This window comes from Acinetobacter sp. AOR18_HL, assembly GCF_027855145.1.
Taxonomy (GTDB): domain Bacteria; phylum Pseudomonadota; class Gammaproteobacteria; order Pseudomonadales; family Moraxellaceae; genus Acinetobacter; species Acinetobacter pittii.
In genome coordinates, this window is record NZ_JAKTIG010000055.1 from 1 (window position 1) to 14,572 (window position 14,572).

The 14,572-nt window shown below is 39.2% G+C and carries 18 protein-coding genes, 1 tRNA gene and 1 pseudogene; 10 read left to right on the forward strand and 10 right to left on the reverse strand.

Translation table 11 applies throughout. The features are described 5' to 3' along the window. Positions 1-76: 76 nt before the first annotated feature. The 4 genes from MKL51_RS13415 to MKL51_RS13430 all read right to left on the reverse strand — a co-directional run bounded on the left by MKL51_RS13415 (position 77) and on the right by MKL51_RS13430 (position 2,338). A complete protein-coding gene (locus MKL51_RS13415; RefSeq protein WP_270904334.1) occupies positions 77-448 on the reverse strand; it encodes a hypothetical protein in 372 nt (123 codons plus the stop codon). Positions 449-503: 55 nt separating this feature from the next. Continuing rightward, positions 504-1,166 carry an isoprenoid biosynthesis glyoxalase ElbB gene (gene elbB, locus MKL51_RS13420; RefSeq protein WP_017481765.1) on the reverse strand — a complete coding sequence of 221 codons (663 nt, stop codon included), beginning with the start codon at positions 1,164-1,166 and terminating at the stop codon, positions 504-506. A 91-nt stretch (positions 1,167-1,257) separates the two neighbouring features. Beyond that, entirely contained in the window at positions 1,258-2,070 is an 813-nt protein-coding gene (locus MKL51_RS13425; protein ID WP_032006411.1) for a helix-turn-helix transcriptional regulator, read from the reverse strand. Positions 2,071-2,248: 178 nt separating this feature from the next. Beyond that, positions 2,249-2,338, reverse strand: a tRNA-Ser gene (locus tag MKL51_RS13430). Between the two features lie 118 nt (positions 2,339-2,456). Here MKL51_RS13430 and MKL51_RS13435 point away from each other — a divergent pair. Further along, positions 2,457-4,334 (forward strand): potassium transporter Kup, encoded by a 1,878-nt coding sequence (locus tag MKL51_RS13435; protein WP_002117080.1) that lies wholly within the window; start codon positions 2,457-2,459, stop codon positions 4,332-4,334. 55 nt (positions 4,335-4,389) lie between these two features. Here MKL51_RS13435 and MKL51_RS13440 read toward each other — a convergent pair whose 3' ends face one another. Next, positions 4,390-4,809, reverse strand: coding sequence for a hypothetical protein (locus MKL51_RS13440; RefSeq protein WP_017481763.1), 420 nt, complete (start codon positions 4,807-4,809; stop codon positions 4,390-4,392). A 255-nt stretch (positions 4,810-5,064) separates the two neighbouring features. Between MKL51_RS13440 and MKL51_RS13445 the strand changes: the two genes are divergently transcribed. The 3 genes from MKL51_RS13445 to MKL51_RS13455 all read left to right on the forward strand — a co-directional run bounded on the left by MKL51_RS13445 (position 5,065) and on the right by MKL51_RS13455 (position 7,130). Beyond that, complete coding sequence (locus MKL51_RS13445) at positions 5,065-6,144, forward strand: DNA/RNA non-specific endonuclease (protein ID WP_002116743.1); 1,080 nt, start codon at positions 5,065-5,067, stop codon at positions 6,142-6,144. A 98-nt stretch (positions 6,145-6,242) separates the two neighbouring features. Further along, entirely contained in the window at positions 6,243-6,842 is a 600-nt protein-coding gene (locus MKL51_RS13450; RefSeq protein WP_017481762.1) for a LysE family translocator, read from the forward strand. Positions 6,843-6,887: 45 nt separating this feature from the next. Further along, entirely contained in the window at positions 6,888-7,130 is a 243-nt protein-coding gene (locus tag MKL51_RS13455) for a hypothetical protein (RefSeq protein WP_005804495.1), read from the forward strand. A 10-nt stretch (positions 7,131-7,140) separates the two neighbouring features. Here MKL51_RS13455 and MKL51_RS13460 read toward each other — a convergent pair whose 3' ends face one another. The 3 genes and pseudogenes from MKL51_RS13460 to MKL51_RS13470 form a co-directional block, all read right to left on the reverse strand. Then, positions 7,141-7,305, reverse strand: a complete 165-nt coding sequence (locus MKL51_RS13460) for a hypothetical protein (protein ID WP_017481761.1) — start codon at positions 7,303-7,305, stop codon at positions 7,141-7,143. Positions 7,306-7,346: 41 nt separating this feature from the next. Further along, a pseudogene (locus tag MKL51_RS13465) lies at positions 7,347-7,763 on the reverse strand (aquaporin). A gap of 132 nt (positions 7,764-7,895) precedes the next feature. Next, positions 7,896-8,900: an AraC family transcriptional regulator gene (locus MKL51_RS13470; protein ID WP_270904335.1), complete on the reverse strand. Its 1,005-nt coding sequence runs from the start codon at positions 8,898-8,900 to the stop codon at positions 7,896-7,898. Between the two features lie 109 nt (positions 8,901-9,009). Here MKL51_RS13470 and MKL51_RS13475 point away from each other — a divergent pair, with 109 nt between their 5' ends. Next, on the forward strand, positions 9,010-9,648 hold the full coding sequence (locus MKL51_RS13475) for a hypothetical protein (RefSeq protein ID WP_017481759.1): 639 nt from the start codon (positions 9,010-9,012) through the stop codon (positions 9,646-9,648). A 40-nt stretch (positions 9,649-9,688) separates the two neighbouring features. Here the strand turns inward: MKL51_RS13475 and hisF are convergent, their stop codons facing one another. Beyond that, a complete protein-coding gene (hisF, locus tag MKL51_RS13480) occupies positions 9,689-10,447 on the reverse strand; it encodes an imidazole glycerol phosphate synthase subunit HisF (RefSeq protein ID WP_000880078.1) in 759 nt (252 codons plus the stop codon). A 112-nt stretch (positions 10,448-10,559) separates the two neighbouring features. Between hisF and MKL51_RS13485 the strand changes: the two genes are divergently transcribed. From MKL51_RS13485 to MKL51_RS13500, 4 genes are read left to right on the forward strand one after another with little or no spacing between them, the layout of a single operon-like run. Then, the gene (locus tag MKL51_RS13485; protein ID WP_017481758.1) at positions 10,560-11,510 is read left to right on the forward strand and encodes a homoserine kinase; all 951 of its coding nucleotides are present in this window, start codon (positions 10,560-10,562) and stop codon (positions 11,508-11,510) included. A gap of 11 nt (positions 11,511-11,521) precedes the next feature. Then, positions 11,522-12,151: a DUF1294 domain-containing protein gene (locus MKL51_RS13490; protein ID WP_014207865.1), complete on the forward strand. Its 630-nt coding sequence runs from the start codon at positions 11,522-11,524 to the stop codon at positions 12,149-12,151. Between the two features lie 36 nt (positions 12,152-12,187). Next, positions 12,188-12,580, forward strand: a complete 393-nt coding sequence (locus MKL51_RS13495) for a DUF4870 family protein (RefSeq protein ID WP_005300857.1) — start codon at positions 12,188-12,190, stop codon at positions 12,578-12,580. 3 nt (positions 12,581-12,583) lie between these two features. After that, positions 12,584-12,889 (forward strand): antibiotic biosynthesis monooxygenase family protein, encoded by a 306-nt coding sequence (locus MKL51_RS13500; RefSeq protein WP_005804501.1) that lies wholly within the window; start codon positions 12,584-12,586, stop codon positions 12,887-12,889. Positions 12,890-12,929: 40 nt separating this feature from the next. Here MKL51_RS13500 and MKL51_RS13505 read toward each other — a convergent pair whose 3' ends face one another. Further along, positions 12,930-13,832, reverse strand: coding sequence for a DMT family transporter (locus tag MKL51_RS13505; RefSeq protein ID WP_005804502.1), 903 nt, complete (start codon positions 13,830-13,832; stop codon positions 12,930-12,932). A 97-nt stretch (positions 13,833-13,929) separates the two neighbouring features. Between MKL51_RS13505 and MKL51_RS13510 the strand changes: the two genes are divergently transcribed. Then, positions 13,930-14,481 (forward strand): helix-turn-helix domain-containing protein, encoded by a 552-nt coding sequence (locus MKL51_RS13510; RefSeq protein ID WP_025468466.1) that lies wholly within the window; start codon positions 13,930-13,932, stop codon positions 14,479-14,481. The last annotated feature ends 91 nt before the right edge of the window (positions 14,482-14,572 follow it).

Here is a 14,572-nt window from a genome sequence, read left to right on the forward strand (position 1 = left end):
CGTTAGATTGGCTTACACCATTAGAGAAATTTGCTCAGCTTGTTGATTATCATATGGCTTTTGAAACTGTCGCACCTCATGTTTGAATTCGCCCAATATTTTCACTGTGTGTTATTGAACCTATTATATTTAATGGGAAAATTGGTTCTTTGAATTTTCCCATTTCGACTTTTTGATAGAAGTAATCTTTCCTTATGGCAGATAATACTAACTGTGAAGCATAACGTCCTGCTAAAAATTCACTTTTTCTTTTTACTGTACATGGACTTAAACTATCAGGAAAAAAAATTGACATTTGATTAAACATTTGAATGTCAAATTCTTTAAATTCAAACTCACAATAGCCCATATATAAATTTAAATTCTGATTATAAAAAACCTTGTGTTTTTTTATAAAATAATTGGGAAGCGAACGATTACTATAGAAATTTAAGAAATTATTTAACACTATAAAATCATATCTTTATATTAAGTTTAGGGATAGCTGACCTATCCCTAAAATATTAATGTGCTAGGTCCTTTATTTCTTTAACTAACTTTGTAATACCTTGATATATATCTTTTAAGCTAGCTTTATCATCCATATAGGCAGGAGTAGTAACAAATAAATTTTGTTTATCTACTACACAGTCTGAGGTTTGACAGACATGGTGAATCGAGCCTGTTTTTTCAATTTCTTTAGCAATATTATCGTCAGAACCTAACGTAATATTTGGGTGTAAGTCTCCAAATGTAAGCGCCAAGAGCGCAGGAGAAATACATACTGCTCCGATAGGTTTCTTACTTTGGTGGAACGCTTTTAAAATTGAATTAATTTCAGAGTGTACACTTGCCTCTGCCCCTTTAAAGGCAAAAGTTGATAAATTTTTTGCGACTCCAAACCCACCCGGAAGTAAAAGACCGTCAAATTCACTTTTATCAAGTTTATCGAGTGATGAAATTTCACCACGGGCAATTCTTGCCGCTTCTTGTAAAATATTTCTGCTTTCAGCAGTATTTACTTCACCCTTTACATGATTCACAACATGAAACAAAGGTTCATCGGGTGCAAAAATTTGATATTCAATATTTGCTGCATCTAAAGCTAAGAGGGTTAAAACAGATTCTCTAATTTCAGAACCATCTAAATAACCACAACCCGATAAAATTACTGCTACTTTTTTCATCTACTTTCTTAAGAACCTTTTTTTAAGTGTGCAAAAGATCTTAAGTTTTCTTCCTGAAAAATTTTATACGCAGAATTGCCATAAATTCGCCTTAAGTGAGCATTTTGGTTTTACGTAGCTCACGAGGGGTAAGCCCAAACAAACTTTTAAATTGTTCTGTAAATCTAGATTGAGATTGATAGCCACATTGAAATGCAATGTCTCCAATACTTGTATTAGAGGTTTGAATTAGATGTAGGCCATATCCTAACCTCACTCTATTTCGGATGTCTTGAATACTATTTCCTTCGTTTTTAAGTTTTCTTCTTAGAGTGGAAGAGCTCATAAAAAGCTGAGAGGCAATGAATTCAACTGTTAATTCTGTAGATAAATGATCAGAAATTAATGACTGAACCTTCTCAGTTAAACTTGTATTTTTATTCATATTGGAAATATCCGTATAACCTGAATAATAAATAAGTTCTAAAAGCTCTCTTTTTCTAAACTTAAATGCAGAAGATGGGGCAATTGATGAGAAGTCTATAAATTGATGTAAAGCACTTTCTAAAAGAGGATTAAGTTGACCTTGAACATAATTTTTAGGGTTTCCTGAAGTCTTAGGAAGTTCATTAAAGTCTTCAAATTCAAAATCTATGAGAAGAGCATAATATTCCTCTTGATTTGGAATATTACGCATATCAATGCTTGAGCTATTAGAAAGAAATATAAAAGAACCTGAAAAACATTCTATATCACCTCTACTACCAAGTTCTTTTACACCCTTTAAAATCACTATAAGTAAAGGTTTTGCAATAGGAACATTTTTAATTCTTTGTTCTTGATAAGCAGAATAAATGGAAAAAGGTAATTTTACATAAGAATGATAGTTAATAGCTTTCTTAGTTGATGAAATCAGGTTATCCATAATAAATTATATACGCATTAAACATAATTTGTAGACAGATAAGCAGGGGGATAGAAAATGTTCTTATAATTATAATATATTTTATTTTAATATGAAACTAATAGATGAGGTAAAATAAAATTATTGTATATAAAAAAGCCTAAACCCATTAGGTTTAAGCCTCTTTAAATTTCAATTCTGGCGGTGAGAGAGGGATTCGAACCCTCGATACGCGCAAACGTATACACACTTTCCAGGCGTGCTCCTTAAGCCACTCGGACACCTCACCAAGGCGTGCGATAGTAACTAAAAAAACGAGTCCTGCCAAGATTTAAGACGAGCATTACAGAAAAAAAATAATAGAGGTGATAAGATTGCGCTAAAAATCATATTGGTTTAATTACACAATGCAAAATACGGCCAAAAAAGCGACCTTGCCTGCCACGGCTTTGGCAGCTCTTGGAGTGGTCTTTGGAGACATCGGAACAAGTCCGCTCTATGCCTTGAAAGAGTCCTTCCATGCAGCGCATGGGTTGGGAATTCAGCCTGAAAACGTATTAGGAATTTTATCTATTATTTTTTGGTGCTTAATGCTGATCATCAGCATCAAGTATGTCGCCATTGTCATGCGTGCAGACAACAACGGCGAAGGCGGGATCATGGCCTTACTCGCATTGAACTTACGTAAAGCCAAGATTGCCGACAACAAAAAAATCTACATGATTGCAATTGGTTTTATCGGTGCATCGCTGTTTTTTGGTGACGGTATTATTACCCCAGCTATTTCGGTATTGTCAGCCGTTGAAGGCTTGTCTATTGCCACCGATGTATTTGACCCATTCATCATGCCAATTGCGATTACCATTATCATCTCTTTGTTTTTGGTGCAAAAACACGGTACGGCCTTTGTCGGTAAGTTTTTTGGCCCGATCACGATGGTATGGTTCTTATCTTTAGGATTATTAGGTCTTCACAGCGTCATTCAGACTCCTGTGGTGTTAGGCATGTTCAGTCCACATTGGGCCATTCAGTTTATCTATCACCATCCAATCATGACATTCTTTGTGATGGGTGCTGTAGTATTAACAGTGACTGGTGGTGAAGCACTTTATGCTGATATGGGGCATTTTGGACCAGTGCCAATTCGTATGGCATGGTTCTTTGTGGTTTTGCCGTGCCTAGTTTTAAACTACGCAGGACAGGGTGCATTATTGCTCAGAGACCCAGCGGCAATTGAAAATCCGTTCTATTTATTGGTTCCGCAATGGGCACTTTACCCAATGATTATTATGGCGACCATGGCAACGGTAATTGCCTCTCAAGCTGTAATTTCTGGGGTGTTTTCTCTTGCACGCCAAGCGATTCAATTGGGTTATTTACCACGTTTAAGTATTAAACATACTTCTGAGTCTGAAGAAGGCCAGATTTATATTCCTTTCTTAAACTGGTTACTTTTAATCGCAATTATTATCCTAATCTTGATCTTCAAAAGCAGTTCAAACTTGGCAAGTGCGTATGGCTTAGCTGTGACCTTGACCATGCTCTGTGACACGATTTTGGTTGCCGTATTTATCTACTCGGCTTGGAAGTGGAGCCTGCCAAAAGTGTTGCTCCTGATTATTCCATTCTTTGTTTTAGAGTCGGTATTGGTCGGTGCCACTTCACTTAAAATCTTGTCGGGTGGTTGGGTGCCATTACTCATTGGTGCGATTGCCGTGACCATCTTAATGACATGGAAACGTGGTCGTGAGCTTACATTTGCTAAGCTTGAACATGACACTTTGGCTCTAGATTTGTTTGTGAAAAGTATTGGTAATAGTGTGCACTGGGTGCCGGGTGATGCTGTCTTTATGACAGGTACACCGAACGTTGTGCCACATGCCATGCTGCATAACATCAAGCACAACAAGGTACTGCATCAGCGTAATATCTTGGTCACTGTAGTGATTGAAGATGTACCATTCGTTGCGCCAGAAGAGCGTATTACGACAGAAACTTTAGCTGAACATTTCTTCCGTATTAAAATCTTCTACGGTTTTAAAGATGAAATGAATGTACCAAAAGCATTGATGCAAGCCTATGAACAGCTCGGTCTTGAATATGACTTGATGCACATCAGCTTCTTCATTTCCCGTGATCGTATTGTTCATTCGGTGGGCGATGGTATGTCTCCATGGAGAGAAAAACTGTTTATCTCTATGCAGCGTAATACCAGTCCGGTGAGTGACTTCTACCAGATTCCAACCAACCGTGTGGTTGAGTTAGGTAGTCAAATCGAAATATAAAAATTGATGTAATAAAAAAACCAAGACATAAGTCTTGGTTTTTTTATGGCTCTGATTATTGAGCTTGTTGCATAGGTGCGTCTGCTGGTAAAGCACCGTCTTTTGCCATTGGGTCTGCCGACTGACTTGGATCTGCCGGAGGCGGTGGAGTATTCGGATCTTGTGGCGCTGGAGGCGCTTGGTTTGGTGTAGGTGGTACTGCATCAGTTGGTGCTGCTGGAGGTGCTGGTGGAACGTCTGCCGGAATAGGAGCACCTGTAGGCGCTGCATTTGTTGGTGCAGCAGAAACTTGCTGTACTTGTCCGCTATTGACTAAATCGCTAATAGAGCCTGGTTGGCCATTTACGGTTGTGGTTACTTTTACTTTAGACAAACTTTCTAAAGTATCTCCTGGCTGGACTGCTGGCTCAGCCAAAGCGGCCATACTACATAATCCCGTGATTACGCCAATACCAATAATCTTTGAATGGATCATTAAGTGGACTCCGATTATATTTTTATCCAAATTTGTGGAGCTAACCATGTCATAAGCAATCAGTGTTTTTCAACGAAAGATACGCAATTGGCGCAATTCAATAGCCAAAGGCTCTCATAATTCCAACAGATTGTTACGTAATGGGTAATGGAGTTACAAAAAAGATGACCATGTTTTAACCATTTGAAAGATAAGAGATATACTTAAAAAAGCAGGATTGTTAAGCTGCGTGTGGACAGTGGTATTGATAGAAACATGGCAAGTAAAAAACGTAGTAAAGGTACAAACTCATTCTCTATAAGTCAGCATTTTGGCAAGATTATTCTTGCTTGTATTGCTGCGGGAAGTTTTGCGATTGCTTTTGGTAGTGAAAAGATTTCGCAGTGGTTTTCACCTTTAACGACTAACTCGACTTGTCTTAATCAGTTCTATCGTGAAGTTCCACCTGCTTTAAATAAAGACAGCCTAAAAAAAGATAGTTATCCGCTTTGCTTTAATGGCTTTAACGTTTTGTATTCAGGCATTTCTAAAACGCCGTTATGGTCGGCTGAGCATTTAAATGCAGAACGTTTGAGTACCAAAATTAAGCGTGAAGATAACTTCCATGAAGAAACCCGCGTTGATCAAAAACATCGGGCACTGTTAAGTGACTATCGCGGTTCAGGCTATGACCGTGGGCATATGGCGCCAAATGGTGATATGCCAAATAAAGAATCCCAATCTGATAGTTTCTCGCTCAGCAACATGGTGCCGCAAGCGCCTAAAAATAACCAAGAAGTCTGGCGTAAGCTCGAAGAAGCAACCCGTGCTATTGCCACTAAACAAAAACAAGATGTTTATGTGGTGACAGGTCCTGTTTTTGAAGGCAAACGTCTTAAGACGATTGGGCAGGGTGTCATTGTTCCTACCGCAGTTTATAAAGCGGTATATATGCCAAAAACTGGCGCGATCGGCGCTTATTACGCACCTAACAATAATTCTCTACAAGTGAAGGTTGTGAGTGTTTGCTACCTTGAGGAGCGTTTAGGCGTCAACCTGTTCCCGCAGTTAACCGAGCAACAAAAGCGTAATGTCTATCGTCTACCTTTAACAGCGAGCCAAGTTAAGCCAAATCAAAAGCTAGACTATTTACACTGGGATGGCGAAAGTCAGTGTGAGCAAGACTTAAACGCTGACCAGATTCAAGCGCTACAAGACCAATTTAAAAAGCAAAAAACTGGGTCTTCGGAGCCAATGGAAGCAAAAGTTCCAACAATTGACGAAGAAACGAGAAAGGCGATTGTGAAACAATTGGTAGAAGCCTTAGTGAACTATTTCTTGCAAATAATGAAATAAGCAGCTTTTTTTGATTGTTATTGCAACACCGTAATTGATTAAAATAGAATTCATAGACAGATCTGTCTATGGATCTTATTTTAATAAGGACAATAACAATGTTTGCCTCGATGTTTCTTTTTTCATTTGCAATGTCTATAACCCCAGGGCCAGTAAACACTGTCATTTTATCGACCAGTTTAAATCACGGTTTAAAAAGATCGCTTCCCTATATTTCAGGCGCCACAATTGGTTTTACCTTGCTTTTAATTTTTATGGCATTTGGTCTTCAGAGTTTATTAACTCAGTTTCCTGTTGTATTAAAAATTCTTGCAGTTTGTGGAACGCTATTTGTTTGTTATATCGGGATTAAAATTATTCTTTCTGCTGCAAATATTTCTATTTCCAGTGTTCCTGTAGAGCAAATGATTATTCCCAATTTTAAAGATGGGTTCTTATTACAATGGCTGAATCCCAAAGCGTGGTTGGCTTGTGTGTCAGGCATTACCATGTTTACTAGCATTGAAAACCCGCAGTCGTTGCCGATCTTTATCATTATTTATTTTTTCACTTGCTACGCGTGTTTGTTCTTTTGGGGGTTCTGTGGTGATAAATTTTCAGTGGTGCTCAATCAGGGCAACCGTTTGAAATATTTTAATATCTTGATGGGCGCTTTTTTAATTTTATCGGCTCTTTTAATTTTGATCGATTTTTTTTAAATTGATCGTATTACACTGTGAAGATATAACAACGAGATAAGACCTATGTTTAAACCATTTGAAAAGGGTACAGAGTCTTCATCAATTGAAGATTTAACATTAGAAAATGATGTCGATTGCGTCAGCATTTACGGCAACTTGCAAATTACCAAAGACAAAGTTGGGTTAGAACAGGCAAAGGCATTGCAGAGCTTTGTAAATGATGTCGTTGCGGCTTTGGAAAAAGAAGAATTGCCTGAGAAAATTGAACGTCCAGCTGAACAAGAAATTAATAATCCGTTTTTATAATTTATGCATGCTATGCGTGATATTTAGTATGGTCATGCTGCCATACAGTCTTTAATACCACGTTAGACTTTATTGAATGTGTATAGACATTTTTTACTTTTGAAAGCCCAAAAGTAAACAAAAGGCTTTGTTGATCAAAGGGTACATCCATGTACCCCTGCTCAACAGGTGACATCCATGTCACCTTCCGCGATAGTAGATTGAGTCTAAGAAGAGTTAATCTTTATCGCCAGCTACCACCTTATAAATAATTGCCCCAATCACCGCCCCTAAAATTGGTGCCACCCAGAACAATCACAACTGACTTAATGCAGCCGTTTCAGCAAAGAATGCAACACCTGTACTACGTGCTGGGTTTACCGAAGTGTTCGTCACCGGAATACTGATTAAGTGAATGAGTGTTAAGCCCAAACCAATCGCAATAGGAGCGAAGCCAGCAGGTGCACGGCGATCAGTTGCACCTGAGATATGCCCTAGAGCATAAGCACCTGTGAGTACGGTTAAACCAAAGGCAAGGGCTACACCTGCAAAGCCAATACCAAGTTCAGGGAAAGCTGCGGCTAAAACTGCGCTACCACAACCACCAAAGACTAGCCAAAACGTACCTAGGAATTCAGCAAAATATTTATTCATTGTGATTACTCATCTATTGATGTATTTTTTAATTAGTGTGAAGTATGTCGCAAAAAATTAAGCATGTGACTATATGAAATTTTTGTTTTCAGTGTTGTTTTAATCAAGAAAAGATTTGTAAGTTTTGGTTGGTTATTCTTTGTCTAAAAATTGATCCCTCCATTGCTGGGGTGTTTGATTGGTCCAATGTTTAAATGCTCTTTGAAAAGCACTTTGTTCTGAATAACAAAGTAAAAGTGCGATCTCTTGTAAGCTTAAATGCGGATCTTTTAAATACTCGGTTGCGAGCATAAAGCGCACTTGTTGAACGCGTTCCTGAAAGGTGGTGTCTTGTTGTTGTAAATGTCGTTGGAGTTGTCGAACTGATAGGCCTAATTGAGCAGCAATATGTTCAATTTGATATTGATTCTTTTGTAGCCCAGTCAAAATTGAATGCTGTAAACGCTGATCAAGTTGGGTTGAATTTGGTAATTGCTCTAACAGCGCTTGTGCTTGCTGAACTAATAGCTGCTGTAAGGTATGGTCGGCACTGCTGAGGGCCTTATGAATTTCCGTAATTGGAATGAGTAACTCTGTACGTGGTTGGCTAAAACGAACGGGACATTGAAAGTATTGTTCGTAGACTCTAATATTTTTAGGAGCAGCATTTAAGAAACGTACTTCATGTAAATGCACGTCTTCATGAGACATAAAAAGACGTAAGAACTGAATCACCAACGCAATCGCGATTTCATCGGTAAGCTGGGTAGGGTGTAGCTCAGTCGCTTCCCAGCGAATAGAACCATATCTCCCTTGTAGCTCAACCACTAATGGGCTCCCGTCATAAATCAGACGGTGAAAATCATGATAGCGAATTAAGACTTCACCTAAGTTGTCGCAAGAGAGAGCAAGGTAGGCAATAATCCCTAAGTGTTTGGGTTGCACATATTTGGCAATTTCCAGACCTAATCCCGGCTTCGGGTCCAGTTTATAAATCACTTCTAATAGATCACGCCAAACGACGTAGTCAAAGCGTTCCAGATTTTGAATTTGTTCTAATTGTTCTGGAATAGCTAATTCATTGGCTTCGCAATAAGCTTTTAATAGATGTCCCAGCCCTCCATACACTGAGCCTGTATAATTCTTTAGTTGTGGCATCCCTAACCACCTCTTTCTTGTCGTGATTTGTCAATGAAACCATAAATTCTGGTCAATACCTAGCATAACGAATTTTATATGCTGAATAAAAAGAAAAAGGAGTTAGGTGATGTTAAAAGGGTTTATTGCCGGAATTGCAGTTGCGAATGCATTTGAATGGGTGGCGCATAAATATATTTTGCATGGTGTACACCGTGTGGGACAACCGCGCTATAGCCCAGTACCAAAAAGCATGGAATCTCATTGGGCACACCATCGTGAAGTCCGTAAACAACAATTTCATGATGATTGCTATGTTGAGGGCGTTGGTAACTGGCGAACTAAAAATGAGTTAATTTCGCTTGCTGTGGTGGCAACCGTTTCAAGCGCAATTTTCTATCCATTTTCAAAAGGCATGGCACTCGCAGCTTGGTACAGTGCTGGAAATTATTATTATATTCATCGCCGTGCACATTTAGAGCCTGAATGGGCAAAGCGTAAAATTCCATGGCATTACGACCACCACATGAACTCTAATCAAGATGCCAATTGGTGTGTGACCAAACCTTGGTTTGATTATGTGATGGGAACACGTGTGGTGTCTTCGGCAGATTTAAAAGAACAAAATCCTTTGGGTGTTCGGTTGCCTACTTTATTTGCTAAACCGTTAACTCAAGCTGTAGAAAAAATCTTTCCAGCAAAATGGGTCGAGAAAAAAGAAAAACTAGAACTTCCTAGTGAAGTGAAAGAAATAAATGGTGCGGCATAAAAAATAAAGGGGCATATCGCCCCTTTAATTATGATTAAGCTTACAAGCGCATTTCGATGCCTTGTTCAGCTAAATATTGTTTAGCTTCCGGAATCGTATATTGACCAAAGTGGAAAATACTTGCCGCCAATACTGCATCGGCACCACCTTGTAAAATACCATCTGCAAGGTGTTGTAAGTTACCTACACCGCCTGAGGCAATCGTTGGAATGGTAACGCGGTCATTAATAGCACGCATTAATGCAATATCGTAACCTGCTTTAGTACCGTCGGCGTCCATACTGGTAATGAGTAGCTCACCGGCACCATAGTCAGCCATTTTTACAGCCCATTCAATGGCATCAATACCAGTTGGTTTACGGCCACCGTGAGTAAAGATTTCCCATTTGTTGTCGCCAGTTTTTTTGGCATCAATCGCAACCACAATACATTGTGCGCCAAAGTGCTGAGAAGCTTCTTGAACAAATTCAGGGTTAAATACGGCAGCCGAGTTAATACTCACTTTGTCTGCACCTGCATTTAATAACGCACGAATATCTTCAACCTTACGTACACCACCACCGACAGTTAATGGCACAAATACAGTCTCGGCCATACGTTCAACAGTACGGTAAGTGGTATCGCGTCCATGATGTGTAGCGGTAATGTCTAAGAAAGTAATTTCGTCTGCACCTTGTTCGTTATAGCGACGTGCCACTTCAACAGGGTCGCCAGCATCACGAATATCGAGGAATTGAACGCCTTTAACTACGCGTCCGTTATCAACGTCTAGGCAAGGAATAATACGTTTAGCAAGCATAGCTTTTTCCAAAAATAATCGCCGTTGGTGAAAGTTCCTACACAGGCGCTACACCTTCATGGAGGGAAGAGGTATTCTATCAAACTTCACAGATGTTTTTTGCAGGTTTTCCATGTCGGTTTATACCCCGTTGAGTTTAGATGAAGTTCGCACCTTTGCTGCACCTTATGGATTAGAGGTGTTGGAGCTGAACCCAATTCAGGGAGGTATTCAAAACACCAATTATTTTTTGGTTGATGTAAACCGCAAACAATATGTATTGACTGTATTTGAAGAGTTAGATGCACAAGGTGCAGGTGAACTTATTCCTGTACTTGAGCAATTAGGGACTCATGATGTACCCGTTGCCGTGCCGTTAAAACATAGCGGACAAGCGGTTCATGTGATTGCAGACAAGCCTGCACAAATTGCACCACGTTTAATGGGACACCATCCCATGCAAACTACAGTAGCGCAAGTCGCAGCGATTGCAGATGCACAGGCGAAACTGCATGTGGCTTTACAAGACTTTCCACTTGAGCGTGAATATAGACGTGATCATCAATACTGGACAGGCGTTGCAGAGCAGCTTAAACCAAATATGACTCAAGACGACCAAACGTTACTTGAGCAGGTCTATCAAGCTTTTAATGCGAAAACAGCGCAGTATTCAAATCGACCAACAGGTTTTATTCACTCTGATTTATTCCGTGACAATACTTTGTTTGAAGGTGAGCAATTACAAGGTATTCTAGATTTTTATGAGTTAAATCAAGATGAATTACTGTTTGATATTGCGATTACCATCAATGATTTTTGTACCGAATATCCAGAAGCACATTTAAACTCCGACAAAGTAGTTGCTTATTTAGAGGCATACCAAAAAGTTCGTACGCTTACATCAGATGAGCTTGCATGTTTAGATGTGTTCTTGGCAATGGCAGCGTGCCGTTTTTGGTCAATGCGTTTGCAAGTTGCTCAAAAAAATAAAGAAGAAGGACGTACCGGCGATGACATTTTGCAAAAAGACCCGCAAGAAATGCGAGCAATGATGCAAGACCGTTTAAGTCATGTAAAAGCATAAAAGGAATAGAGATGCGAGATCAGGGGCGTTTAGTCGAATGGTTCGACGAAAAAGGTTATGGCTTTATTCAGCCGGATGATGCTGAAAAAGAGCGAGTCTTTTTGCATATCAAAGATTTTGCACGCCCCGGACCTCGGCCAATTATTGGATGTGCACTGGAATATCGGGTGATTCTCGATGAACGAGGCCGTTTTCGTGCTCAGCAGGTCACCTATTTAAAAGCATCTCAAACCCGAAAAGCGTCAAAGCCCGTAAAAGCAGAATCTTCTTTTCAAGCCAGTCCATGGTCTGCAATGCAAATGGGGATCGTGTTTTATTTCGTTTTAATGGGAATTATGAGCTTTATTCATATTTTGCCAGCTTATACGTTGTTATTTGTTTTAATGATGAATGCCTTAAGTTATTGGCTTTATTCTCAAGATAAAGAAGCCGCACAATTGGGTAATCGCCGTGTACCTGAACAAACATTGCACATTGTTAGCTTTTTAGGAGGTTGGCCAGCTGCATGGTGGGCACAACAAAAACTGAGACATAAAACACAAAAACAACCCTTTCGTAAGATTTATTTTTGTACCATATTCTTTCATTTACTTTTGATTTTGTGGCTAATTTCTCCCTTAAACGTATTGCGGGGCTCATAAAAGTAAATCGTTTTAATAAACTTGAGAGGTATAAAAATGAATAGTTCTATCGACCAAGATCCAAATCGTACTTTAACACTTATTTTATATGTACTTTATATTGTTGCCATTTTTACAGGCGGCTTACTTGCGGTTATTGCTTTAATTATTAACTACGTAAAACGGTCTGATGTACAAGGCTCGATTTTTGCGAGCCACTTTACATGGCAAATCAGAACATTCTGGTGGTATCTGGCTTGGAATATTATTGCCTTTCTGCCGTTTATTTTCTTGTTCTTTACAGGTGAAAATACTGACCTGTTTGCAGGGGTTGCCATTTCATCGACCGTATTCTGTGTGGGTGTAATTGGTGCTGCGTGGATCTGGATTGTATATCGTGCAATTCGTGGATTGATTGCGTTAAATGATAACCGCCCGATGTATCAATAAATTATGATTATTGAACATGTACATTTGAGTATAAAGTCTGGGCAAAGTGAAGCATTTCTTGAAGCATTCGAGCAGGCTAAACATATTGTTTATCCAATGGAAGGCTTTAATGCGGTCCAACTGATTAAGCATGCAACCGATCCCCATCATTATATTTTAATGATTTTCTGGGATGAAATTGAAAACCATACAGAAGGGTTTAGAAAGTCTGAGGCTTATCAGGAGTGGAAGACTTTGCTCCATCCATTTTATGACCCAATGCCGACGGTTGAGTACTACCAACCGTGTACGTTATTGAAGAAAAAATAATAGATAGATAGTAAAAAAGAGAGCGTTAAGCTCTCTTTTTTTATTCTCGAATTCTTTTAGCTTTTTTAATTGGTAACTTAATTTTTAACTCACTGACTAAAACGCCTAAGACTACTAAAGCACCGCCAAAAAGGGCAATCATTGGCAAACGCTCACCTGCAATTCGGCCAATAATGCCCGCCCAAACAGGTTCGCCTGCATAAATAATTGCAGCACGTGAAGGATCAACCACACGTTGAGCCCAGTTCATAACAAATTGAATGAGTGCACTCGCTAAACCTAATGCAATAGCAATCAGTACTAGGGGCCATGAAAATGCTGGAATCATATGTTCACCCACCACAGGCATGATGGCGAAAGAAAGTAGAGAAGCGACGCCAAGTTGAATGATTGTGACGCGGCGTAAATTTACCTTTCCAGCAAAGTAGCTAATAAAAATAATTTCTAAAGCAATCGCAAAGGCACCCAAGATTGTTAACAGCTGCCCAAAACTTAATGAAATTTGCTCAAAACCATTTCCCGTTAAGAAAACAAGGCCAGCAAACGCAAGAGCAGCTCCCACCCAAGTCATAATATGTGGAGTTTTTCTAAAGATGAGCCACATTAAAATAGGAACAAGCGGAACATATAGCGCCGTTAAAAAAGCGGATTCACTACTCGGAATGGTTTGTAGGCCAATGGTCTGGGTGCCGTAGCCTGCCGCAATCACAAGACCAATCGCGCTACCAGCGCCTAAATCTTTTAAAGTAACACCTTTCATACTTTTTAATGAGATAAGAAGCAAAGTAAGAGCTGCTACAGCAAAACGACAGCCTACAAAAAACATAGGTGATGCAAAATTCAGCGCATACTGCACAGTAAGGAATGTTCCTCCCCAAATGATCGTAATCAGAATCAGGGCTAACTGTGGGGCTTTGCTTGAACTCAGAGAAATTGGTGACATACTCAAGTTAAATTAAATTGTGCAATATACTGCACATATTGCGCTATTCTTGTATTTTGTGCAATATATTGCTCAAATTTTCTTGCTAATCCATTTTATGAGCCAGTCAAGTAACGTTTTACAGCACGTAGGCACAAATATTCGTTCATTAAGAGATGAGCGAGATTTGAGTCAACAAGATTTGGCAGATCAGGCAGGTGTGAGTAGACGAACCATTGCTGCTTTGGAAACAGGGCAGGTCAATATTAGTTTGGCTAAACTCGATGCGATTGCAGCAGTGTTGGGTGTGGATTTTAAAACGATTGTGAGTGCACCTGAGCATAAAGAACATGCTGTAGTAAATGCACTCGCTTGGCAGGGTGAAGATGAAGAAAGTAAAGCAACCTTACTCGCTTCAGTTCCATCTCGTTCCCAAGTTGAACTTTGGATATGGTCCTTGGCTGTAGGGGAGTCTTACGTTGCGGAAGCAGATGCAGATGGATGGCAGGAAATTATTTACGTATTAGAAGGTGAGTTGACCATACAATTTACAGACAGCAAAAAAATAATACCTGCTGGTTCATCTTTCATTTTTGAAAGTTCTGTTACTTATACCTATATCAATAGTGGTAACCAAGTGCTTAAATTTACTCGTAATGTGGTGTATTGATTTGGAATTTAAGCTTTTTAATAAAATATATGTTTTTAAAATTTATGCAGTTTATTGAAGGCATATATGATGCATATGACCTATCTTAAAA

What these genes read in the sequence shown, in the direction of transcription:
- MKL51_RS13455 (WP_005804495.1), top strand. Translation starts at nt 6,888, where the DNA reads ATGTTTAAACCATTTGAAAAGGGTACAGAGTCTTCATCAATTGAAGAT.
- MKL51_RS13470 (WP_270904335.1), bottom strand. Translation starts at nt 8,900, where the DNA reads ATGCCACAACTAAAGAATTATACAGGCTCAGTGTATGGAGGGCTGGGA.
- MKL51_RS13425 (WP_032006411.1), bottom strand. Translation starts at nt 2,070, where the DNA reads ATGGATAACCTGATTTCATCAACTAAGAAAGCTATTAACTATCATTCT.
- MKL51_RS13490 (WP_014207865.1), top strand. Translation starts at nt 11,522, where the DNA reads ATGCGAGATCAGGGGCGTTTAGTCGAATGGTTCGACGAAAAAGGTTAT.
- MKL51_RS13510 (WP_025468466.1), top strand. Translation starts at nt 13,930, where the DNA reads ATGAGCCAGTCAAGTAACGTTTTACAGCACGTAGGCACAAATATTCGT.
- MKL51_RS13475 (WP_017481759.1), top strand. Translation starts at nt 9,010, where the DNA reads ATGTTAAAAGGGTTTATTGCCGGAATTGCAGTTGCGAATGCATTTGAA.
- MKL51_RS13450 (WP_017481762.1), top strand. Translation starts at nt 6,243, where the DNA reads ATGTTTGCCTCGATGTTTCTTTTTTCATTTGCAATGTCTATAACCCCA.
- MKL51_RS13440 (WP_017481763.1), bottom strand. Translation starts at nt 4,809, where the DNA reads ATGATCCATTCAAAGATTATTGGTATTGGCGTAATCACGGGATTATGT.
- MKL51_RS13495 (WP_005300857.1), top strand. Translation starts at nt 12,188, where the DNA reads ATGAATAGTTCTATCGACCAAGATCCAAATCGTACTTTAACACTTATT.
- elbB (WP_017481765.1), bottom strand. Translation starts at nt 1,166, where the DNA reads ATGAAAAAAGTAGCAGTAATTTTATCGGGTTGTGGTTATTTAGATGGT.
- hisF (WP_000880078.1), bottom strand. Translation starts at nt 10,447, where the DNA reads ATGCTTGCTAAACGTATTATTCCTTGCCTAGACGTTGATAACGGACGC.
- MKL51_RS13460 (WP_017481761.1), bottom strand. Translation starts at nt 7,305, where the DNA reads ATGTCACCTGTTGAGCAGGGGTACATGGATGTACCCTTTGATCAACAA.
- MKL51_RS13445 (WP_002116743.1), top strand. Translation starts at nt 5,065, where the DNA reads ATGGCAAGTAAAAAACGTAGTAAAGGTACAAACTCATTCTCTATAAGT.
- MKL51_RS13435 (WP_002117080.1), top strand. Translation starts at nt 2,457, where the DNA reads ATGCAAAATACGGCCAAAAAAGCGACCTTGCCTGCCACGGCTTTGGCA.
- MKL51_RS13500 (WP_005804501.1), top strand. Translation starts at nt 12,584, where the DNA reads ATGATTATTGAACATGTACATTTGAGTATAAAGTCTGGGCAAAGTGAA.
- MKL51_RS13505 (WP_005804502.1), bottom strand. Translation starts at nt 13,832, where the DNA reads ATGTCACCAATTTCTCTGAGTTCAAGCAAAGCCCCACAGTTAGCCCTG.
- MKL51_RS13485 (WP_017481758.1), top strand. Translation starts at nt 10,560, where the DNA reads ATGTCGGTTTATACCCCGTTGAGTTTAGATGAAGTTCGCACCTTTGCT.